Below are 22,038 nucleotides of genomic sequence, written 5' to 3' on the forward strand. Positions count from 1 at the left end.
CAGATTTTTACTTTTATAACAATTTCTTAAAATAGTCTTTTAAAATTTTATCATTTTCTTTTTCTGGAGTGAAAATTTCAAGCAATGAAGGTTTTTCATTTTTTTGAAAAAACTCATGTAAATTACTATTTACATCGTTCTCATTTATAGCAGAATAATAATCAAAGTTAAACATTTGACATAATTGACTGGCATTTAAGTTGTGCGACGTTTCAAAATACTTCGTAAAAGTTTCCGTTTCTTGGTGACCTGGCAAAATCCTGAAGATACCTCCTCCTCCATTATTTACTAAAATAATTTTGAAGTTCTTCGGAATATAATTATTCCACAGCGCATTACTATCGTAAAAGAAACTTATATCACCAGTAATTAAAACCGTAGGTTTGTTATTTGCTAAAGCGGCACCAATAGCCGTTGTTGTGCTTCCATCAATTCCACTAGTACCACGATTACAAAAAACTTCTACTGATTTGTCTAAATCAACTAATTGTAAGTATCTAATTGCCGAACTATTACTAACTTGAAGTTGGATGTTTTTAGGCAACGCTTTTGTTATTGCATCAAACACTTTAAAATCGGAATATGGAACTGTAGATAAGAAATCAAATTGCTTTTGTTTTCGTACCTCAACAATTTCTTGTATTTTAGCATTGTAAGTTCTCGACTCCGCTCGAACTGACAAATCAAATCTTAACAACAATTCATTAAAAAAATGATTCGGATTTGTTTTAAAATGATTTGACAAACATCCAAAAGTATCATAAGCTCTTAATTCATCAATATGCCAATGATTTTCGGGTTTATATTTTCGTAGAAACGCTTTAATTCGTTTTGAAACTATCATTCCTCCAAACGTGATTAATAAATCAGGTTGAAATTCCCTAAAATCTTCTTCGGTAAATGGCGTTATAATAGTATCGATATTCGAAATAAAACTTTCATGATGTAGGTTTGAAGTTTTTTCTGTGAAAACAACTACACTTTCATCTTTTGCTAAAAAATCAATAATTTCAGATTCAATAGTATTTGGATATAATTCGCCAACTAAAATCAATTTTTTTTGAGCTTTTTCCCAAACATTCAAATCTGATTCAGTTATTGTAAAAGAATTTTCCAAAGCAACTGCTTCTGTCACATTTGGCTGAGCCGAACAAAAATCTTGAGTATCGTATAAAGGTTCTTCAAACGGTACATTAATATGCACAGGACCTTTTTGAATTATTGAAATAGAAATTGCTTCATCAATTAACTTATCATTTTCAGTAGATGCGTCTTCGGTGAGATTTGCATTAAACAAACTATGGTTTGCGAATACATTTTCTTGACGAATAGTTTGACCGTCTCCAATATCAATTTTATCGTGTGGCCTATCTGCCGAAATTACAACCAAAGGAATTTGACTATAAAAAGCTTCAGCTAAAGCTGGATAATAATTTAACAACGCGGAACCCGAAGTACAAACTACAGCGACTGGTTTTTTAATTTGTTGCGCAATTCCTAAAGCGAAAAATGCAGCACATCGTTCATCAACAATGCTATAACATTGAAACGCTTCATTATTGGAAAAACCAATGGTTAAAGGCGCATTTCGTGAACCTGGTGAAATTACGATATGTTGAATTCCTTTTAATCGGCAAATTTCGATTACACTTTGTGCCAAAGGAATTTTAGGATAAATCATATTATTTTAATTCTTAAAACAAAGATACAAAGTAACTACTCTTTTATTATTTTTACTTCATAAATATTTTAGCAATGTCAATTGAAATCCGTTCGTATAGCAAAAATGATTGCTCAGCAATATTAGAAATTATCAATTTCAACATTATTAATTCAACTGCACTTTACGATTATAATATTAGAACACTTGAACAACAAGAGTCAATTTTTGAAGATAAAATTTCGAAAAACTTTCCAATTCTAGTTGCTGTTGAAAACGAAACAATTGTTGGTTTTGGTTATTACAGTGAGTTTCGATTTAGAGAAGCTTATAAATTTACTGTTGAACATTCGGTTTATGCGCATCCAAACCATCAAGGCAAAGGAATTGGAAAACTTATTTTATCGGAATTAATCAAAAAAGCGAAAGCACAAAATTTACATACAATGATTGGAGTTATTGATGCTGAAAATACAGGAAGTATTTCCTTTCACGAAAAATTCGGATTTAAACAAGTTGGTTTTATTAAAGATTCTGGATACAAGTTTGACCGTTGGTTACATTCTGTATTCATGCAATTAATATTATAAAAAAAGCGACTAAAAAGTCGCTCAAATTATTTTCCTTCTATCCAATTCAATATTTTTTCATCATTAGGTAATGTTCTTGGTGAAATAATCATTTCAAGTTCTCCCTTTTCATTTAAAAGATATTTTTGAAAATTCCATTCTACTTCGCTATCTGCAATTCCATTTTTACTTTTTTGCGTTAAAAACGTGTACACTTCGTGCATATCATCGCCTTTTACAGAAATTTTACTCATCATAGGAAATGAAACACCATAATTTCGTTCGCAAAAAGTTGCAATTTCTTCATTTGTTCCTGGTTCTTGACTCATAAAATTATTTGCTGGAAAACCTACGATAACAAAATCATCATCTTTGTATTGCTGATAAACTTCCTCTAACTGTTTGTATTGAGGTGTTAATCCACATTTTGATGCAGTATTCACCACCATTATTTTCTTTCCAGATAAATCGTTAAAACTAAATTCATTTCCTTCAATATCTTGAACAGTAAATTGATGTATTGATTGTTTTTCCATTTCGTTTTCACCTGTTAGTTTTTTGTTTAAACTCTCTTGTTGTTTACAACCAATAATTGTTAAACCGAACATAAAAAGTTGTACAAATTTCTTAATCATAATTTTCTTTTCTTCAAAGTTACCAAAATAATTATCTTTACTTCGTTAAACAACTCATAATTCTTACTAAATTAGTACAACATTATTTTAGCATGTTTTTCTTTAAAACTATTATATCATTTTTACAAGACGATGAATATCGTGATTTATTGATTACAACAATTATAATATTAATGGTTGGAACACTAACCTATCATTATCTTGAAGGTTGGAGTGTTGTTGACTCTTTGTATTTTTCGGTTGTAACATTAACAACAATTGGCTATGGTGATTTTAGCCCTAAAACAGATGCAGGAAAAATATTCACCATAATATACATTGTTGTTGGCATTGGAATGATTTTAAGTTTTATCAACACCATTCAACATCATTACACCTATATGAGATATCGAGAAAAGAGAGAAATTCTTAAAAATAAAAACCGAACCAATATTCATACAAAAAAAAGGGAGAAATATTAATTTCTCCCTTTTCATTTATACTTTTAAATACTTTCTATACTTGAAATAGGACGCTATTGACAATAAGGTTACTAAAGCCACCGAAACATAAACAAATGTTGGCGTAACAACTTTTTCACCACTTGCATAAGAGTGTAATCCTGTTAAATAAAAATTTACACCAAAATAGGTCATCATAATCGAATAAAACGCAAATACACTCATTACATTGTAAATCCATCGTCCGCGTAAACCTGGAACTAATCGAGCGTGAATTACAAAAGCATATACCATAATACTAATCAACGCCCAAGTTTCTTTTGGATCCCAACCCCAATAACGACCCCAACTTTCATTTGCCCATTGCCCTCCTAAAAAGTTACCTATAGTTAGCATAACTAAACCAATTGTTAACGCCATTTCGTTAATGTAACTTAATTCATCAATTGCTAATTTTAATCTTTTTTTATTTGATTCATTGGTTAAAAGCATTAATAATAATGTAACGACTCCTAATATCATCCCTAAAGTAAATGGCCCATAACTGGCAACAATAATTGCTACGTGAATCATTAACCAATATGAATTTAAAACGGGTTGAAGGTTTGCAATAGAAGGATCCATCCAATTCCAATGTGCTACCATTAATATCATGGAAGTTACAAATGCTGTAGCCGATACAGCAAGTTTTGATTTCTTACCAAATAAAACTCCGAATAACATGGTTGCCCAAGCAACATAAATCATACTTTCATACGCATCACTCCAAGGTGCGTGACCTGAAACATACCATCGCGCAATTAATCCTAAAGTATGAAGTATAAAAAAGAAAATGATAATTCCATAGAATGTATTAACTACATAATTTATTGTTTTATTTTTTGTAAACAATTGTAAAATTGCAAAAATCAACATAAAGACTCCAGCCAACATATATAAATAATACAGACGTTTAAAAATATCGTATTTATTATAAAGTATCTCTGTATCAATTCTCTTTTGAGAAGGAATAACTTTTGCTCCAAATTTTGCCTGATATTTTTGCAAGCCTACTAAAAGTGTATCAGGAAATTTATAATTATTTGTTTCAGCTGATTTTGTTATTGCATCTAAATAAACTGGCATCAAATTTTTTACTGTATCTAGAGCTGTTCCTGTAGGTTCTTGAATCTCTAAATACGAAACCCATTTATTATTTGGATCATTAGGAATTGGATAAACTTTTAAAATTTCTCCACTTAATGCACTATATAATAGATTAACACGCATATCGGTTTCTTTAATGTCTTTTTGAAAAACATTAGGCATATTTGTAGCGTATGCTTTTTCTAAAAAAGGTGCTAATTTATAATTACCTTTTTCATCAAAGAAATCAATTAGTTTAGCTTTTTTAATTGAAGTTTCAATACCAATTAGCTTTCTAATACTATCATTTCCTCTTTTTAAATAAATAATTGGAACATTGTACCAATATTGAGGGAATTGCGTCATAGATAAAAGCACTTGATCAGAATCCATTCCTTCAAAATTGTCACTTTTAGAAACTTTACGAAGTAATTCTGAGGAAAATGTATTGATTGGCTTCATCCTTCCTCCTTGATCTTGGATAACCATTTTTCCAAAATTATCAGCGTGTTCTTGAGAAACTTTATACTTATTAATCAATTCAAGAGCTTTTGATTCTTCAGTAATTTGATGATCGTGATCTTGAGCAAAAGTTAAAAATGAAGATAAAAACAATAGAACTGATAAAGCAGCTTTTTTACTTTCAATTTTATCTATTTTTTTTATTAAATCTCTAAAACGAGAACCGTTTAAGAATAAAATCAACATTAAACCTAAATACAACAAAAAGTATCCTATGTACGTAATATTTGTTCCCCATGAATCGTGATTTACAGATAATATGGTTCCTTTTTCATCAGGATCAAAGCCTGCTTGAAAGAAACGATAACCTCTATAATCTAAAATATTATTCATAAAAACGCTATCTCTAAATATTTTATTCTGTTCTGAATCTTGTATTTCTAATTTTGATTTAAAAGCTGCATAACTTTTTTCAGTTCCTGGATATTTATCGGCAATAAAATCTTCTAACTTAATTGAAAATGGTAATTCGTAAACTTTACTACCAAAGAATAAAGTAAACTCTAAATCACCAACTTTTACAGTTTGAGGAACACCTTGTTTCCCTTTAGAGCCTACAAGAGTTATTTTTTCTTCTTTACTTTGTGTTTTAACGGTTACAGTCAAAGCATCATCAGTTTGCTTATCTTTATAATCATTGTTTGATTGATATTCTAATCTACCCGCCATTGCTGGTTCTGGAAAAACAAATTGAGTACCTGCAAGTGAATATAATGAACGTAAATTTAAAGGTTGTACAGAATCTTTTACTACTTCGCCTTTCATTTGATCAGCCATTCGCATAAAGTTACCTTCAAATGGTGTTTGCAATAAATAAGCCCCTTCTAAGATTGTTACATTTATAGCTCCTTCTGTATGTTTATTAAAAGCAAATAAAACATTGTGAATACTTTGAACTTCTCCTGATTTTAAGTAATGCTCATGTCGAGTTCCATCTCCAGATTCAACCATTTTTAAATACAAATCCCCATTTCCATCTTCAACAAGTACCTGCTTTGCATTCATTATGTAATTATCATACGTAACTTCAAAAGGAATTGAACTAAAATCTCCTTTAATTGTAAAGTCGTTATTTGTAACAGGAGAAAAATACTGAGACATTTCAAAAGGTCTACGTCTCATTTGCCCTTCATGCATTCCATCAACAAGAACTGTTACATATGTTTTATCCGAATACATTACATTTGAAGACTCGCCTTCTCTTATAGGCATTACACCTTCATAGCTAATGTAACGAGTAATGAATGCTCCAACTAGAATAAAAATGAAAGACAAGTGTAAAATTAATGTTGGCCACTTTTCTCTTTTCCATAATTGATATCTTCCAATATTTCCAAAAAAATTAATAACGAAAAATGCCATGATAATTTCAAACCATTTTGCATTGTAAATAAGAATTCTAGCTGTTTCAGTATTATATTCACTTTCAATAAAAGTACCAGCTGCCATTGCTACAGCAAAAACAATAAATAAGACAGCCATTAAACGAGTTGAAAATAGAAAGGAAAATATTTTTTTATCCATTTTTATAGATTGAGTTTTTCAAAGTCTGGCAAATTTACTCAAAAAGAAAAACTTTTACATCTATTTAACATAGGTTTAGAATGAATTAATCATTTGTTTAATAAAGTAGAGATACTTCTTTCACTTCAAAACTTTGTAAATTATCATCTTCTAACAATACTTCTAACCTACCTTCTTCGTTAACTTTTGTAATAATCCCTTGAAACTTTAAGCCATTAACATCCTGAAAAACAGAAGGAATATCTTTTCTAAATAAAAATTGATGATATATATCCCAAAAAAAATCTTCTTTGTTTAAACCATCAAGAAGTGATTGATAATTATTTTTGAGTTGTAAAATTATTTTTTCTAATAATTCATCCTTGTTTTTAAAATGACCTGATAAAAGCAAAATAGAGCTTGCTTTAGGAAGATTATCAAAATCAGATTGGTTAACATTTAAGCCAATACCTATTACAGCTTCAATAAAATTTGTCTTCTTAAAAGTATTTTCAATTAAAATTCCGCCAATTTTCTTATTTTCTGCCAAAATGTCGTTAGGCCATTTTATCTTCAAATTATGCAAGTCATACTTTTCTAAAACTTGAACAATACTTACTGAAACTAAAATATTTAAAAGAAAAGGATTAAATTTTAAAAGTGAAAAATCTTTGATTAAAGTACTAAAAGTAAGATTTTTACCCTCTTCAACGTGCCAAATATTTCCACGTTGACCTTTTCCTTTAGTCTGGAATTCAGTAACAACAGTAGTGAAATTTTCAAGATTTTCAGTGGCAGATAATTCCTTCAAAAAAGTATTTGTAGAAGGTATGGCATTGAGTTTGATGATATTCATCTAAAGAAATTAAATTTAATCTTATGTTAAGGTTCAAAATTAATAACAAAAAATGATAACTTTGCATAAATATAAAACTTTTAAATGACAAAAAACTTAGTAAGTAAAGACGATTTGTTGGCAAATATCATAAAAGGGATAGAAGATGTTAAAGGAGCCGACATTGATATTTTAGATTTAAGAGAAATTGAAAATACAGTTTGCGATTATTTCATTGTTTGTAATGGTAATTCAAATACTCAAGTTGTTGCAATTTCAAATTCCATCCAAAAAGCAGTTTCAAAAGAATTACATGAAAAACCTTGGCATGTTGAAGGTTTAGAAAATGCCGAGTGGGTTTTAATGGATTATGTTAATATTGTTGTTCACATTTTCCAAAAACATGTTCGTGAATTTTATAATATAGAGAGTTTATGGGGTGATGCAAAAATTACCACAATACCTAATAACTATTAAGAATGTCAAAAGAAAACAATAAAAAAAACAATTCAAATTTAAAGTTTAGCCCATGGATGATCTACGGATTATTCATTGTTATGTTTTTGGGTATTTCGTTATTTGGTAACGGATTCGATTTTAGTAACCCAAGACCTACAACTTTGTCTAAATTTCATCAATATTTAGATTCTGGTCAAGTTGCAAAAGTTGTATTTACTAACAATCGTGCAAATATATTTTTAAAAGAAGAAGCTTTAAAAAATAAGACTCACGAAAAAGTAAGCAAAGATGTTTTTGGAAAACCTAACACTAAAGGCCCTCAATATTTTACAGAAATTGGAAATTCAGAACTTTTCCAAAAGTCACTAGAAGAGCAAGGAAAAAAAGATCCAAATTTCATTTATGAAAAAGAACCTGAAAGTATGTGGGGAGAGGTTTTATCTATACTTCTACCATTCTTACTTATTGGTGCTTTATGGATTTTCATGATGCGACGTATGTCTGGAGGCTCAGGAGGTGGTGGTGGACAAATTTTTAGCATTGGGAAATCTAAAGCTAAACTATTTGACGAAAAAACTGATACAAAAGTAACATTTGAAAATGTAGCTGGTCTTGAAGGTGCAAAAGAAGAAATTGAAGAAATAGTTGAGTTTCTTAAAAACCCAGACCGATATACATCATTAGGTGGTAAAATACCTAAAGGAGCTTTATTAGTTGGTCCTCCAGGTACAGGTAAAACTTTGTTAGCAAAAGCAGTAGCTGGAGAAGCAAAAGTACCATTTTTCTCACTATCTGGATCAGATTTCGTTGAAATGTTTGTAGGTGTGGGTGCATCACGTGTAAGAGATTTATTTAAGCAAGCTAAAGAAAAATCACCTTCAATTATATTTATTGATGAAATTGATGCTGTAGGTCGTGCACGTGGTAAAAACAATATGACTGGTGCTAATGACGAACGTGAGAATACATTAAATCAGCTTTTGACCGAAATGGATGGTTTTGGTGGTAATTCAAATGTAATAGTATTAGCAGCTACAAACCGCGCAGATGTTTTAGACAAAGCATTATTACGTCCGGGTCGTTTTGACCGTCAAATTTATGTTGACTTACCAGATATTAGAGAGCGTAAAGAAATATTTGAAGTTCATTTAAAACCAATTAAAAAAGCTGAAGAGTTAGATGTTGAATTCTTAGCAAAACAAACCCCTGGTTTTTCTGGTGCTGATATTGCAAACGTTTGTAATGAAGCAGCTTTAATCGCTGCTCGTAAAAACAAAAAAGCGGTAGATAAACAAGACTTCTTAGATGCTGTTGATAGAATTATCGGTGGTTTAGAAAAGAAAAATAAAATTGTTACTCCAGAAGAAAAAAGAGCTATTGCAATTCACGAGGCTGGTCATGCCACTGTGAGTTGGATGCTTGAACACGCTGCTCCTCTTGTAAAAGTAACTATTGTTCCTCGAGGACAAAGTTTAGGAGCTGCTTGGTATTTACCGGAAGAGCGTTTAATTGTACGTCCTGAGCAAATGCTTGATGAAATGTGTGCAACTATGGGTGGTCGTGCTGCTGAAAAGGTAATCTTCAATAAGATTTCAACAGGTGCTTTGAGTGATTTAGAAAAAGTTACTAAACAAGCCCGTGCGATGGTTACTATTTATGGTTTAAATGATAAATTAGGTAACATCACTTATTATGATTCATCAGGACAAAGTGAATATAACTTCTCTAAACCATATTCTGAAGAAACTGCACAAATTATTGATAAGGAAATTTCAGAATTAATTGAAACACAATATAAAAGAGCAATTAAAATTCTAGACGAAAACAAAGATAAATTGAATCAATTAGCTGATATATTAATTGAAAAAGAAGTTATTTTCAAAGATGATTTAGAATCAATTTTTGGTATGCGTCCTTTCGAAAACAACAGTAATACAAAGGCCGAAGAAAAATCTGACGAGATTGGTAATTCACCTTCTGAAAGTGCTTAATTAAATTTTATATAAACTTATATTAAAAATCTTAACTCTTTTTATTGATTGAGTTAAGATTTTTTTATCTTTGAACTTTACTAGTGAAACAAAAAAAAAACAGCTGTAATTTTTAATGAGTCTTTTTAGAAAAATTTTCGGAAGCTCTAACGACACTTCAAAAAGCGATAAAGAAAAAGAAGAAAAAAGCCCTTATACGCCAGAAGTTAAACTTCCCATTGATGAAATGTTTATGCTCAATTTTAAAAAAAATGGGGGTAAATTTATCTATTGTGAAAATTTAGATGAAATTTCTGATAACTTCATAAACATATTGGAAGAAAACGATTGGTTTGAAAAAGATGCTATTTGTTACGATTCACGCTTACATTATCTTTTAGATGACAATAAAATTGAACATAAAAATGTTCAACAACCTTCTTTTATTTTATCAACTTGTGAAAACTTGATTGCAGATGAAGGTTGTATATTATTTTCATCTAATCAATTTAGACACCATAAACCAAACGATTTACCTACTAATATGATTGTTTTTGCCACTACGAGTCAGTTAGTTGGAAACAAAAGTGATGGTTTACGTTTTATTAAAAATAAATACGATAAAGAATACCCTTCTAATATTACTACTATTAAATACTTTGAAGAAGTAAAAGAAGAAGATTTTTTACATTATGGTAGTTGCCATAAAAATCTTTATTTACTTTTACTTGAAGATTTATAAGAATGAATGAAACCCTAAAAAGAGCTATTTCGGGTGCAGTTTATATCATCTTGTTACTGACCTGCATATTATATTCAAGAGAGAGTTTAGCTTTGCTTTTCGGTATCTTTTTAGGAATAGCTGTTTACGAATTTTCAAAAATTTTACATCTTAATTTTTGGGTTTGCCTTATTGTTTCTATAGCTTCATATTATTATTTATGGGATAAAGAGAACTGGTTTATTACAAGAACAGTTTTAACTGTTACAAGTTCTACTGTTGCCATTAAATTGATATTTTATCTTTTCAATTTAAAGAAAACTAATTTCCATTTCATTACAAGATACTTTTTATGGATTGGTTATTTATTATTTACATTTATTTTAACCAATTATGTACCAATGGGAATTAATGGATACAATCCGAAAATCTTAATTAGCATATTAATTCTAATTTGGACAAACGATACTTTTGCTTACTTAGTTGGTAAAAATTTTGGAAAAAGAAAATTATTTCCAGTAATATCACCTAAAAAAACAATTGAAGGTTTTATTGGCGGATTAATTTTCGCTGTAATAAGTGGATTAATTTTATCGCATTATTACATTGGAGCAAAAAACCTTTACTTTTGGGTTATCATAGCCGTTATCGTTAGTATTTTTAGTACACTTGGCGATTTAGTAGAATCTAAATTTAAACGTGTTGCTGGAATCAAAGATAGTGGTAAAATTATGCCAGGTCATGGTGGCATATTAGATCGATTAGATAGTATTATATTTGTAATTCCATTCATAAATTTATTTTACTTAATTTTACATTATTTACAATATGTTTCATAAAGAAGGCGCTAAATCCATTTTAATTACGCTGTTACTTACAGTTGTAATCTTATTTGCAACCGATTATATTTCAATTGCTTGGTTGCGAATTGCATTAATAGTTCTTGCTATTTTAATTTTAATTTTGGTTTTACAATTTTTTAGAAATCCAAAACGTGAAGTTGATAATAGCGATAATCATATATTAGCACCTGTTGACGGAAAAGTTGTTGTAATTGAAGAAGTCTTCGAACCTGAATATTTTAACGATAAAAGATTAATGGTTTCCATTTTCATGTCACCCATAAATGTTCACGTTACTAGATATCCAGTTAACGGAGTAGTTAAATTTAGTAAATATCACCCTGGAAAGTTTTTAGCTGCTTGGGAACCAAAATCGAGTACCGAAAACGAACGTACTACTATTGTTATCAACAATAGAATTTATGGCGAAATAATGTATCGTCAAGTTGCAGGAGCTCTAGCTCGTAGAATTGTAAACTACGCAGAAGAAGGAATGCGTGTTGTTCAAGGTAAAGATGGTGGTTTTATAAAATTTGGTTCTAGAGTAGATATATATTTACCATTAGGTACTGAAATAAATTTAAAACTAGGACAAATAGCTATAGGAGCGAAAACAATTATTTGTAAAAAATAATGAGTGAAAAAGATTTAGATACTTTATTTGATGAAGCATTTGAAAATGCAAACTTAATTCCAAAAGAATCTGTTCCTCAAAATGTGCAATTGGTTCTTTATGCTTTGTACAAGCATGCAATTTCGAGTCGATTAAATGCTTTTCCAAATTATTATCAAAATAGTGATGATACTGGCGAAGATTTACGAAATGCATTTAAATTAAATGCACTCATGCAAGTAAAGAACCTATCTATTGATGATGCGAAGCTACAATACATTGATATCATTAATCAATTAATGAAAGAAAGAGGAATATCTAAATAAGTTTTCATAAAATGAAAAACTTACTTTCTGAAATACAAAACTGTACACTTTGTAAAGATTACCTTCCATTCCACCCTTCCCCTATTTTAAGAGCGAGTAAGACTGCTAAAATTATTATTATTGGACAAGCTCCAGGTATTCGAGTTCATAATAGTGGTATTCCCTGGAATGATCCAAGTGGAATTGAACTAAGAAGATGGTTAAACATTGACTCAGAAGTCTTTTATGACACTTCTGAAATCGCTATTATTCCAATGGGATTTTGTTATCCTGGGACAGGCAAAAGTGGTGATTTACCACCTAGAAAAGAATGTGCACCAACATGGCATGAAAAGCTTTTTAATTTTATGCCTAATGTTGAGTTAATTTTGTTAATAGGACAATATTCACAAAAGTTTTACTTAGAGAAACCCAAGAAAAATTTAACCGAAATCGTAAAAAGTTTCGAAGAATACTTACCAAAATATTTTTGTTTACCACATCCTTCTCCTCGTAATCGAATATGGATGAAAAAAAACTCTTGGTTCGAAGAAGATGTAATTCCTGTTTTAAGGCAAAAAATTGAAACTATTTTAAAAAAATAAATCCCGATTTCTCAGGATTTATTTTATTTATTCAAACTCTTGAAGTGTTTTAGTTATAATTGAAATACAATCTAACAATTGCTCTTCATTCATTACTAAAGGCGGAGCAAAACGAATAATGTTTCCGTGAGTTGGCTTAGCTAACAAACCATTATCACGTAGCTTCATACAAATATTCCAAGCAGTATCACTTTCCTCAGTATCATTAATTACGATGGCATTTAATAAACCTTTACCACGAACTAAAGTACAAATATTACTTGTTGATATATATTTATCTAATTCATAACGGAAAATTTCACCTAATTTTTCAGCATTTTCAGCAAGCTTTTCATCTTTTACAACCTCTAAAGCAGCAATTGCAACCGCAGCAGCAACAGGATTTCCACCGAAAGTTGAACCATGCTGACCTGGTTTAATCACATTCATAATAGCATCGTTTGCTAAAACCGCTGAAACAGGATAAACGCCACCCGATAATGCTTTTCCCAAGATTAATACATCTGGTTGAACATTTTCATGTTGAACCGCTAATAATTTTCCTGTTCTAGCAACTCCTGTTTGAACTTCATCTGCAATGAATAAAACATTGTGTTTTTCACATAAAGCTTTTGCTTTTGCTAAATAACCTTCACTAGGAACATAAACTCCAGCTTCACCTTGAATTGGCTCCACTAAGAATCCAGCGATATTAGGTGATGACGTAATTGCTTTTTCTAGAGCATCAATATCATCATAAGCTATTTTAATAAATCCAGCTGTATATGGTCCGAAATTTTTACGTGCATTCTCATCATTTGAGAACGAAATAATAGTTGTTGTTCTTCCGTGGAAATTATTTTCACATACTATAATTTGTGCTTCATTTTCGTGAATTCCTTTTTTCTCATAAGCCCATTTTCTACAGATTTTTAAAGCCGTTTCAACAGCTTCTGCACCTGTATTCATAGGTAAAACTTTATCGAAACCAAAATATTTCGTTACAAACTCTTCGTAAACTCCTAATTTATCGTTGTAGAAAGCTCTGGATGTTAATGTTAATGTTTGTGCTTGTTCCATCATTGCACCAACAATTTTCGGATGACAATGACCCTGATTCACAGCAGAATAAGCTGAAAGAAAATCGTAATATTTTTTCCCTTCAACATCCCAAACATACACACCTTCTCCTTTGCTTAAAACAACAGGTAATGGATGATAGTTATGAGCTCCATATTTATCTTCTAACGCAATAGCTTCTGCAGAATTTAATTTTTCTAAAACTGACATTCTTTTATTTTTTAATTTTTGAATATGCAATTCCTTCTTAATTTGGAGAGAAATCATCCATACTTGCAAAGTTAAGAATTAAAATATTTTATAAAAACCATTTTAATTTAAAACTTGAAAAATAAAAAATATCTATATATTTGATTTCTAATCAATTTGCAATCTATGAGAAAAAAATTACTACTCCTCTTTTTACTATTAACTCAATTTTTATTAGCCCAAGAATGGGAAATTAATTCAAACAACCGCTATAATTCTTTTTTCCAAGAAGCTTATAATTTATATCCTTCAATACCAAAAGGAATTTTAGAATCTGTTGCATATACAAACACTCATATTCGACATATTCAGCCAGAAAATGAAGCGCCAAGTTGTAGTGATTTACCACAATACTTTGGAGTAATAGGATTAGTTGAAAATGGAAAAGGTTATTTTAGTGAAAATTTAAAAATAGTCGCTCAACTATCAGGCTTTTCTGAAAAACAAATTAAAGATAATCCGAGAACTAACATTTTAGCATTTGCAAAGGCCTATGAAATTTTAAGAATTAGGCTAAATATCGATTCGAAAATAGAAAATCAATATCCTATTCTATTAGAATTGAGTGAACTACCAAAATCATCAGAAAAGAATGAAGCATTTATTTTTGATACGTATGCTTATTCCGTTTTCAAAAACTTAAATTCTGTTACGTTTCAAAATACACATCAATTGCCTCAATATGAAATTGATTTGAAATTGATATTTGGTGATGAGAACTTAAAAGTTTTAGAAGCCAAAAAGGTTATTATTGAAAATAATAGAATTTCAAATCCAAACGGAAATAATTATAATCCATATAATAGTCGTTTTGCTCCACCATGTGGAGATGTTTCAGGAAGTTTTCCTTATACTGTTTTATCAGCTCCTGCAGATCCTTCAAACTATAGCTCAAGAAGTGGAACTCCAATTACTCATGTTACTATTCATACTATGCAAGGAAGTTACGCCGGAGCAATTTCTTGGTTTCAAAATCCATCTGCAAATGTTTCTGCTCATTATAATATAAGAGCTTCAGATGGTCAAATTACACAATCGGTTTGTGAAATCGATAAAGCTTGGCACGTAAGTAATTCAAACCCTTATGCAATTGGAATTGAACATGAAGGTTACATTGCAGACGCAACTTGGTATACCAACGTAATGTATACTGTTTCTGCAGAACTAACAAAAGATATTGCTTCAAGAAGAAGTATAAATTTAATTAGAACATACGATAAAAATGGAGATAACGGATTAAATCCTTTAAGTGATGGCTGTTTTAAAATTAAAGGTCACCAACATTTCCCAAGTCAAACACACGTTGATCCAGGTCAGTATTGGGACTGGAACAAATATTACGATTTATTAAATCCGGCAACAAGTGCCCCAACATCAATTTATACAGCTTGTAGTGGAACTTTTTATGACAGCGGAGGTTCTGGAGGAAATTATGGTAATGACGAGCGTAATTTCTATTTGATTAAACCAACTGGTGCTGGAAGTGTTTCGATTGATTTTACAAGTTTAAATTTAGAAACCAATTACGATTATCTTTACATTTATGATGGTGAAAGTTATAATGACCCGTTAATAGCTACTTTAAACGGAACAACATTACCTGGAACGATTACTGCAACCAGTGGAAAAATGCTTTTAGAATTCAGGACTGATTGTGCAACCGTTACATCAGGTTGGGTAGCAAATTGGTCATGTAATATGGCATCACCTATTTGTGAAGAACCAACAAATCTTAACGAAATAAACCTAACTCATAATCAAGTTACTTTGGATTGGGATGATGTTCCTTCTGCACAATCTTACGAAGTGAAATTTAAACACATTTTAGCTTCATCTTGGCAAACTTTTACAACTAATAATTCTTATTTAGATGTAACAGGATTAGCTGCTGATGGACATTATCTATGGCAAGTGAGAACAAATTGTGGTAGTGGAAATTATTCGCAATGGGCAGGAACCGAATTTACAAATACAAATGCCATTGTGAATACCACAACTACACTTTGTGAAGGAACTTTTACAGATACAGGTTCAGAAATAGGTGGCTATAGAAATAATGAAAGTTACAATTTTACTATTGCTCCAACAGGCGCTTCAAGTGTAACGCTAACTTTTAGCAGTTTTGACATTGAAAACAATTATGATTTCCTAAGAATTTATGATGGCCCTACAACGGCTTCTCCTCTATTGGGAACATACACAAATACAAATATGCCTCCTAGTATTACTTCAACCAGTAATAGTTTAACTATTCGTTTTACTTCGGATACGGCAACTACAAGACCAGGTTGGGTTGCCAATTGGTCGTGTTGTAAAAATCCAACGATTACTTCTTTAACAGCTTCAGATAATTCCATTTGTGAATTAGAAACTGTAACATTAAATATTAATGGAAGTTTGAATGATGCAACGCAATGGGCAATATATAGCGGAACTTGTGGTGGAACTTTACTTGGAACAACAACTTCAAATACATTTGATGTTACACCAAGTGCTACAACTACTTATTTCGTAAGAGGAATTGGTGGTTGTCCTTCAACACAACCTTGTAGTTCAATAACTATAAATGTTGGAAATCCAGAAATTGATGTTTTAGGAAATTCAATAAGTATTGTAAATAATGATGTTACACCTTCAACTACAGATGATACTGATTTTGGTACAGTAAGTACAAATACAACAAATACGTTTACAATTGAAAATAACGGAAGTGACGATTTAGTAATTACAGAAATTACTCTTTCAGGTGTTGACGCTACCGATTTTTCAATTAGTGGAATTACATTACCTGCAACTATTACTTCTGGAAATTCAATAACTTTTGATGTTAATTTCATCATTGTAACAAGCGGAACTAAAAATGCAACAGTAACAATTGATAATAACGATTGTAATGAATCAAGTTATAGTTTTGATATACGTGCCACTTCAGGTTGTGGAAATACTACAACTTGGAACGGAAGCTCATGGAGTAATGGCTCGCCTTCATTAACAAAAGCGGTTGTATTTACTGGAAATTATAGTTCTACAGCAAGTATTTTTGCTTGTAACATATTAATTACAAATAACGCTCAAGTAACTTTTAATAGCGGACACACATTAATTATTGATAACGAAATTACAGTTGACGTTGGTTCTTTATTAACAATTGAAAATAATTCGGCTTTACGTCAAGTCAATGATAATGCAGTTAATTCTGGAAATATTATTGTAAAAAGAAATTCAGCTCCAATGATTCGTTTGGATTATACAGCATGGGGAAGTCCAGTTGAAAACCAACAATTGCAGGCTTTTTCGCCAAATACAATATCAAATCGTTTTTATGAATATTTGTATACCGGAACTACAACAGCTACTGCATTTCAAAATGTAAATCCAAATACGAATTTTGAAATTGGAAAAGGATATTTAATTCGTGTCGATAATACTTGGCCGGCCGCTACTCCAACGGTTTTCAACGGAACATTTAATGGAATTCCTGCTAACGGAATTTACTCAAAATCGGTAGGATTAGGATACAATTTATTGAGTAATCCCTTCCCTTCTCCTATAAGCGGAAATTCATTCTTAGGTCAAAATCCATCAATAAATGCACTATATTTTTGGACACATACTGTTCCTTCTTCTGGAGGAAGTTATCCTTCTAACAATTATGCCAGTTATACAACTTTAGGAGGAACAGCTTCTGCTTCAGGAAGTGCCATTCCTAACGGAACTATTGCTGTTGGTCAGGGTTTTTATATAAACAAAACAGGTTCAGCTGGAACGGCAAATTTTAAAAACAACCAACGTGTAAATGCTTCTGCAAGCACACAATTCTTTAGAACTACTGAAGAAACGGAAACACATCGTTTTTGGATAAACCTAAATTCGGTTAATCAACCTATTAATCAAATATTAGTTGGTTACACAGAAAATGCGACAAATGGTTTAGACAATCAAATAGATGGAAGAATGCTAGACCAATCAAAATCAATGTTGTATAGTATTGTTAGTAATGAAAGTTTAGTAATTCAAGGTAGAGCTTTACCTTTTACAAGTGACGATGTAGTTACTTTAGGATTTAAAGCAATTGAAAAAGGAACTTTTGAAATTTCGTTAGAAATGATTGATGGTTTATTTGCAGACCAAGATATTTATTTGAAAGACAAAGCAATTGGTTACACACATAACTTAAAAGAAAATAAATATAGTTTTATTACTGAAGTTGGTGAATTTGAAAACCGATTTGAGATTGTCTATAAAAAATCAAGTTCTCAATTAAACGAAATAACAAATAATGAAGTTTTTGCTTATTCGAGTAATGAAAATATTACAGTAAATTCTAACAACAAAAAGGTAAATAAAATTGAAGTTTACGATATTTTAGGTCGAAAATTGTTTGAAAGTAAAAATGTGAATCATAATAGTTTTTCTATTAATTCAATTTTAAAAGAAAACCAACCTTTACTACTGAAAATTCAATTAGAAAACAATGAAATTCAAATAAAGAAAATAATCCACTAAGAATAACCCCATTTTGGGGTTATTTTTTTATTTATCTCTTACCAAAACATTTTATCTTTGCCGTATGGGAAGAAAAAGAACCGAACGTATAGTTTTTGAAAATATTGAAGTATTAGATGCTGGCGCAAAAGGCGTTTCAGTAGCTAAAGCACCTGATGGAAAAGTAATCTTTTTACCAAATGTTGTACCAGGTGATGTAGTTGATGTACAAACTACAAAAAAGAGAAAAGCATACTACGAAGGAAAAGCAACAAAAATTCATTCGTACTCAAAAGATAGAGTTGAACCAATTTGCGAACATTTTGGTGTTTGTGGTGGATGTAAATGGCAAAATATGAAGTATGAGAGTCAGTTATTTTACAAAAACCAAGAAGTTCAAAATAACTTAAAACGAATTGGCAAAGTTGAATTACCTGAATTTGAACCGATTTTAGGTTCTGAAAAACAATTTTTCTATCGCAATAAAATGGAATTTGGTTTTTCTAACGCCCGTTGGATGACACAAGAAGAAATTGCCAGTGGAAAAGAATTTGAACATAAAAACGCTTTAGGTTTCCATATTCCAAGAATGTGGGATAAAATTTTAGATATTGAAAAATGTCATTTACAACAAGATCCTTCTAATGCAATTCGAAACGAAATCAAAGAATTTGCAGTAAAGAATGGATTAGAATTTTACGATGCTCGTAATCAAGAAGGCTTTTTAAGAACGTTAATGATTCGTACGGCTTCTACTGGTGAAATAATGGTTCTTATCCAGTTTTATAAAGAAAATAAGGCGAATCGCGAATTATTATTAAATTTTGTTGCAGAACGTTTTCCTGAAATCACTTCCCTACTTTATGTAATCAATAGCAAAGGAAACGACACCTTATACGACCAAGATATTAAGTTATTTAAAGGTCGCGAATACATTTTAGAAGAAATGGAAGGTTTACATTTTAGTATAAATGCAAAATCTTTCTATCAAACGAATTCTGATCAAGCCTACGAATTGTATAAAATTACGCGTGATTTTGCAGGATTAACGGGTGAAGAATTAGTGTATGATTTATATACAGGTACTGGAACAATTGCACAATTTGTGTCTAAAAAAGCAAAGAAAGTTATAGGTGTTGAAGCAGTACCAGAAGCTATTGAAGACGCTAAAGCTAATGCAGAACGCAATAAAATTACAAATTGTGAGTTTTTTGTGGGTGACATGAAAAATGTTTTCAACGATGAGTTTATTGCAACTCACGGACAACCAGACGTAATTATTACAGATCCTCCTAGAGACGGAATGCATAAAGATGTAGTAGAAATGCTATTAAAAACTAATGTTCCAAAAATCGTTTATGTAAGTTGTAATTCAGCAACACAAGCAAGAGATTTAGCTTTAATGGATGAAAAATATAAAGTTATAAGAGTTCGACCTGTTGATATGTTCCCGCAAACACATCATGTTGAAAATGTTGTACTTTTAGAAAAAAGATAAAATGACCCTCATCGAGGGATTTTTAAAAAACAATATAATAAATTAGATTTATTAGTATGAAAAAAATAGTTACTCCTCTTCTTCTTTTAATCTTTGCAGTTTCTTTTTGGAATTGTGAAAAAGATGATATTTGTGCCGAAGGAACAGTAACAACTCCAAGACTTGTTATTGAGTTTTACGATGTAGCAAGCCCAACAACTCTAAAGAATGTTACTAATCTTAGAGTTGAAGAATCTGGAACTGGAATTGGAGTTGTTTTTAATACCGCTCTTGCAGAAACTGATGCAAATAGATACTTAATAAATTCGAATAAAATTGAAATTCCTTTAAAAACTTTTGCAGATCAATCTCAGTTTGATTTCAAATTGAATTATGGAGATACAACTAATGAAGTAAATGATATAATCACTATTGATTATTCAAGAGAAGACATTTATATTTCGAGAGCTTGCGGATATAAAACAAATTTTACTTTAAGTAATTTTAATTTTGAAACTAACTGGATTAGTAATGCAACTATCGAACAAACAAACGTAATTAACGAAAATGAAGTACATGTTAAAATATATTTTTAGTCTAAGTTTTTTGGTTATTTCATTTTTAGGAAAAGCTCAAGATTCAACAAAAGTTTATCCACAACGATATGGCTTAAGAGTTGGTGTTGATTTACATCGCTTATCAAAATCATTTTATGATAAAGATTATAAAGGATTAGAAATTGTTGGAGATTATCGACTTACGCGTAAATTTTATATTGCTGGTGAATTAGGAAATGAAGATAAAACAGTGGACGATGATCGTTTTAATTTTACCACAAAAGGAACCTATTTTAAAGTTGGATTCGACTACAATGCATTTGAAAATTGGCTCGATATGGAAAATATGATTTATGCCGGAATGCGTTTTGGAGTAAGTTCGTTTTCTCATACGTTAAACTCGTATAAAATTTATGACCCAACTAATTACTATGGCGAAAACATTGTTTCTAGTGGTGAAGAATTTAATGGCTTAAATGCCTCTTGGCTTGAAGTTGTAGGCGGTTTAAAAGCCGAATTATTCAACAATGTATATTTAGGTGTATCTGTTCGTTTAAATTATTTATTATCAAATAAAGAACCTGAAAATTTTGGAAACTTATTCATTCCCGGTTTTAATAGAACCTATGATGGAAAATTTGGCGCTGGATTTAATTATACGCTAAGCTATTTTATTCCAATTTATAAGAAGAAATAAAATGGTTGAACAATTTTTACCTTTCAAAAGATTACCTTCTTTACAACAAGCTTTAGAAATCAAAGATAAACTTGAATCAAATTCTATACAAGTAATTTTAGCGGATAATGTACCTCCAGTTGATATCACTTTTAGTGGAAGTACTGTTCAAAATCAAATTGATTTAAAAATAAAAAAAAGTGATTTTGAAAAAGCTAATAAAATTTTAGAAGCCGACGCTGAAAAAATTATCAACGATTTAGATAAAGAATATTATTTATTTGAATTTACAAATGACGAATTATATGAGATATTACTGAAACCAGATGAATGGAATGAATTTGATTATAAATTATCTCAAAAAATATTAACTGAAAGAGGAAAATCGATTGATGCGGATTTATTAAATTCCTTAAGAAATCAAAGGTTAAAAGAATTGGCTAAACCTGAAGAAAATCAAAGAGGTTGGATTTGGGTTGGCTATATTTTAACATTACTTGGTGGCTTTTTTGGAATGATCATAGGTTATTTAATTTGGACTTCTAAAAAAACATTACCTAACGGAGAAGTTGTTAATTCTTATTCAGAACAAGATAGAAAACATGGAAAATATATATTTTTTCTAGGCTTATTTTTACTTCCATCCTATATTATTTTGAGAATATTAAACTTTTTATAAATAAAAAAAACCACTCAATTAAGTGGTTTTTTTATATAGAAAAATCTAATAT

At 30.4% G+C, this 22,038-nt stretch carries 19 protein-coding genes; 14 read left to right on the forward strand and 5 right to left on the reverse strand.

From position 1 onward, the window contains the following. Positions 1 to 13 precede the first annotated feature (13 nt). The gene (gene menD / locus KK2020170_RS12170; protein WP_221258592.1) at positions 14 to 1,681 is read right to left on the reverse strand and encodes a 2-succinyl-5-enolpyruvyl-6-hydroxy-3-cyclohexene-1-carboxylic-acid synthase; all 1,668 of its coding nucleotides are present in this window, start codon (positions 1,679 to 1,681) and stop codon (positions 14 to 16) included. A 74-nt stretch (positions 1,682 to 1,755) separates the two neighbouring features. Here menD and KK2020170_RS12175 point away from each other — a divergent pair, with 74 nt between their 5' ends. Continuing rightward, complete coding sequence (locus tag KK2020170_RS12175; protein WP_221258593.1) at positions 1,756 to 2,250, forward strand: GNAT family N-acetyltransferase; 495 nt, start codon at positions 1,756 to 1,758, stop codon at positions 2,248 to 2,250. Positions 2,251 to 2,276: 26 nt separating this feature from the next. Here the strand turns inward: KK2020170_RS12175 and KK2020170_RS12180 are convergent, their stop codons facing one another. Continuing rightward, positions 2,277 to 2,864: a glutathione peroxidase gene (locus KK2020170_RS12180; protein WP_221258594.1), complete on the reverse strand. Its 588-nt coding sequence runs from the start codon at positions 2,862 to 2,864 to the stop codon at positions 2,277 to 2,279. A gap of 92 nt (positions 2,865 to 2,956) precedes the next feature. Here KK2020170_RS12180 and KK2020170_RS12185 point away from each other — a divergent pair, with 92 nt between their 5' ends. Further along, complete coding sequence (locus tag KK2020170_RS12185; protein ID WP_221258595.1) at positions 2,957 to 3,325, forward strand: potassium channel family protein; 369 nt, start codon at positions 2,957 to 2,959, stop codon at positions 3,323 to 3,325. A gap of 15 nt (positions 3,326 to 3,340) precedes the next feature. On the opposite strand, the gene KK2020170_RS12190 is transcribed toward KK2020170_RS12185, so the two are convergent. Then, positions 3,341 to 6,475 (reverse strand): cytochrome c biogenesis protein CcsA, encoded by a 3,135-nt coding sequence (locus KK2020170_RS12190; protein ID WP_221258596.1) that lies wholly within the window; start codon positions 6,473 to 6,475, stop codon positions 3,341 to 3,343. Positions 6,476 to 6,572: 97 nt separating this feature from the next. After that, a complete protein-coding gene (locus KK2020170_RS12195) occupies positions 6,573 to 7,310 on the reverse strand; it encodes a biotin--[acetyl-CoA-carboxylase] ligase (RefSeq protein ID WP_221258597.1) in 738 nt (245 codons plus the stop codon). A gap of 84 nt (positions 7,311 to 7,394) precedes the next feature. Here KK2020170_RS12195 and rsfS point away from each other — a divergent pair, with 84 nt between their 5' ends. From rsfS to KK2020170_RS12230, 7 genes are all read left to right on the forward strand, one after another. After that, the gene (rsfS, locus tag KK2020170_RS12200; RefSeq protein WP_221258598.1) at positions 7,395 to 7,766 is read left to right on the forward strand and encodes a ribosome silencing factor; all 372 of its coding nucleotides are present in this window, start codon (positions 7,395 to 7,397) and stop codon (positions 7,764 to 7,766) included. 2 nt (positions 7,767 to 7,768) lie between these two features. Further along, positions 7,769 to 9,739 (forward strand): ATP-dependent zinc metalloprotease FtsH, encoded by a 1,971-nt coding sequence (gene ftsH, locus KK2020170_RS12205; protein ID WP_221258599.1) that lies wholly within the window; start codon positions 7,769 to 7,771, stop codon positions 9,737 to 9,739. A 115-nt stretch (positions 9,740 to 9,854) separates the two neighbouring features. Then, complete coding sequence (locus KK2020170_RS12210) at positions 9,855 to 10,460, forward strand: lactate utilization protein B/C (protein WP_221258600.1); 606 nt, start codon at positions 9,855 to 9,857, stop codon at positions 10,458 to 10,460. Positions 10,461 to 10,462: 2 nt separating this feature from the next. After that, positions 10,463 to 11,278: a phosphatidate cytidylyltransferase gene (locus KK2020170_RS12215; RefSeq protein ID WP_221258601.1), complete on the forward strand. Its 816-nt coding sequence runs from the start codon at positions 10,463 to 10,465 to the stop codon at positions 11,276 to 11,278. Then, the gene (locus KK2020170_RS12220; protein ID WP_221258602.1) at positions 11,268 to 11,915 is read left to right on the forward strand and encodes a phosphatidylserine decarboxylase family protein; all 648 of its coding nucleotides are present in this window, start codon (positions 11,268 to 11,270) and stop codon (positions 11,913 to 11,915) included. The genes KK2020170_RS12215 and KK2020170_RS12220 overlap by 11 nt, the downstream gene beginning before the upstream one ends. Then, positions 11,915 to 12,220: an acyl-CoA-binding protein gene (locus tag KK2020170_RS12225; RefSeq protein WP_221258603.1), complete on the forward strand. Its 306-nt coding sequence runs from the start codon at positions 11,915 to 11,917 to the stop codon at positions 12,218 to 12,220. The genes KK2020170_RS12220 and KK2020170_RS12225 overlap by 1 nt, the downstream gene beginning before the upstream one ends. Before the next feature lie 11 nt (positions 12,221 to 12,231). Continuing rightward, on the forward strand, positions 12,232 to 12,804 hold the full coding sequence (locus KK2020170_RS12230) for a uracil-DNA glycosylase family protein (protein ID WP_221258604.1): 573 nt from the start codon (positions 12,232 to 12,234) through the stop codon (positions 12,802 to 12,804). 27 nt (positions 12,805 to 12,831) lie between these two features. Here KK2020170_RS12230 and rocD read toward each other — a convergent pair whose 3' ends face one another. Continuing rightward, complete coding sequence (rocD, locus tag KK2020170_RS12235) at positions 12,832 to 14,073, reverse strand: ornithine--oxo-acid transaminase (protein WP_221258605.1); 1,242 nt, start codon at positions 14,071 to 14,073, stop codon at positions 12,832 to 12,834. 165 nt (positions 14,074 to 14,238) lie between these two features. On the opposite strand from rocD, the gene KK2020170_RS12240 reads away from it, so the two are divergent. From KK2020170_RS12240 to KK2020170_RS12260, 5 genes are all read left to right on the forward strand, one after another. After that, positions 14,239 to 18,618, forward strand: coding sequence for a CUB domain-containing protein (locus KK2020170_RS12240; RefSeq protein ID WP_221258606.1), 4,380 nt, complete (start codon positions 14,239 to 14,241; stop codon positions 18,616 to 18,618). A gap of 64 nt (positions 18,619 to 18,682) precedes the next feature. After that, on the forward strand, positions 18,683 to 20,095 hold the full coding sequence (gene rlmD / locus KK2020170_RS12245) for a 23S rRNA (uracil(1939)-C(5))-methyltransferase RlmD (protein ID WP_221258607.1): 1,413 nt from the start codon (positions 18,683 to 18,685) through the stop codon (positions 20,093 to 20,095). A 56-nt stretch (positions 20,096 to 20,151) separates the two neighbouring features. Next, positions 20,152 to 20,670 carry a DUF6452 family protein gene (locus tag KK2020170_RS12250; RefSeq protein WP_221258608.1) on the forward strand — a complete coding sequence of 173 codons (519 nt, stop codon included), beginning with the start codon at positions 20,152 to 20,154 and terminating at the stop codon, positions 20,668 to 20,670. Further along, positions 20,651 to 21,328, forward strand: a complete 678-nt coding sequence (locus KK2020170_RS12255) for a DUF6048 family protein (RefSeq protein ID WP_221258609.1) — start codon at positions 20,651 to 20,653, stop codon at positions 21,326 to 21,328. Before KK2020170_RS12250 ends, KK2020170_RS12255 begins: the two co-directional genes overlap by 20 nt. 1 nt (position 21,329) lies before the next feature. After that, positions 21,330 to 21,986, forward strand: coding sequence for a hypothetical protein (locus KK2020170_RS12260; protein ID WP_221258610.1), 657 nt, complete (start codon positions 21,330 to 21,332; stop codon positions 21,984 to 21,986). The last annotated feature ends 52 nt before the right edge of the window (positions 21,987 to 22,038 follow it).

It is taken from the genome of Flavobacterium okayamense, from assembly GCF_019702945.1.
GTDB lineage: Bacteria > Bacteroidota > Bacteroidia > Flavobacteriales > Flavobacteriaceae > Flavobacterium > Flavobacterium okayamense.

Excerpts from the sequence above, each read along its gene's own strand:
- menD (WP_221258592.1), bottom strand. The coding sequence starts at position 1,681 with ATGATTTATCCTAAAATTCCTTTGGCACAAAGTGTAATCGAAATTTGC.
- KK2020170_RS12175 (WP_221258593.1), top strand. The coding sequence starts at position 1,756 with ATGTCAATTGAAATCCGTTCGTATAGCAAAAATGATTGCTCAGCAATA.
- KK2020170_RS12180 (WP_221258594.1), bottom strand. The coding sequence starts at position 2,864 with ATGATTAAGAAATTTGTACAACTTTTTATGTTCGGTTTAACAATTATT.
- KK2020170_RS12185 (WP_221258595.1), top strand. The coding sequence starts at position 2,957 with ATGTTTTTCTTTAAAACTATTATATCATTTTTACAAGACGATGAATAT.
- KK2020170_RS12190 (WP_221258596.1), bottom strand. The coding sequence starts at position 6,475 with ATGGATAAAAAAATATTTTCCTTTCTATTTTCAACTCGTTTAATGGCT.
- KK2020170_RS12195 (WP_221258597.1), bottom strand. The coding sequence starts at position 7,310 with ATGAATATCATCAAACTCAATGCCATACCTTCTACAAATACTTTTTTG.
- rsfS (WP_221258598.1), top strand. The coding sequence starts at position 7,395 with ATGACAAAAAACTTAGTAAGTAAAGACGATTTGTTGGCAAATATCATA.
- ftsH (WP_221258599.1), top strand. The coding sequence starts at position 7,769 with ATGTCAAAAGAAAACAATAAAAAAAACAATTCAAATTTAAAGTTTAGC.
- KK2020170_RS12210 (WP_221258600.1), top strand. The coding sequence starts at position 9,855 with ATGAGTCTTTTTAGAAAAATTTTCGGAAGCTCTAACGACACTTCAAAA.
- KK2020170_RS12215 (WP_221258601.1), top strand. The coding sequence starts at position 10,463 with ATGAATGAAACCCTAAAAAGAGCTATTTCGGGTGCAGTTTATATCATC.
- KK2020170_RS12220 (WP_221258602.1), top strand. The coding sequence starts at position 11,268 with ATGTTTCATAAAGAAGGCGCTAAATCCATTTTAATTACGCTGTTACTT.
- KK2020170_RS12225 (WP_221258603.1), top strand. The coding sequence starts at position 11,915 with ATGAGTGAAAAAGATTTAGATACTTTATTTGATGAAGCATTTGAAAAT.
- KK2020170_RS12230 (WP_221258604.1), top strand. The coding sequence starts at position 12,232 with ATGAAAAACTTACTTTCTGAAATACAAAACTGTACACTTTGTAAAGAT.
- rocD (WP_221258605.1), bottom strand. The coding sequence starts at position 14,073 with ATGTCAGTTTTAGAAAAATTAAATTCTGCAGAAGCTATTGCGTTAGAA.
- KK2020170_RS12240 (WP_221258606.1), top strand. The coding sequence starts at position 14,239 with ATGAGAAAAAAATTACTACTCCTCTTTTTACTATTAACTCAATTTTTA.
- rlmD (WP_221258607.1), top strand. The coding sequence starts at position 18,683 with ATGGGAAGAAAAAGAACCGAACGTATAGTTTTTGAAAATATTGAAGTA.
- KK2020170_RS12250 (WP_221258608.1), top strand. The coding sequence starts at position 20,152 with ATGAAAAAAATAGTTACTCCTCTTCTTCTTTTAATCTTTGCAGTTTCT.
- KK2020170_RS12255 (WP_221258609.1), top strand. The coding sequence starts at position 20,651 with ATGTTAAAATATATTTTTAGTCTAAGTTTTTTGGTTATTTCATTTTTA.
- KK2020170_RS12260 (WP_221258610.1), top strand. The coding sequence starts at position 21,330 with ATGGTTGAACAATTTTTACCTTTCAAAAGATTACCTTCTTTACAACAA.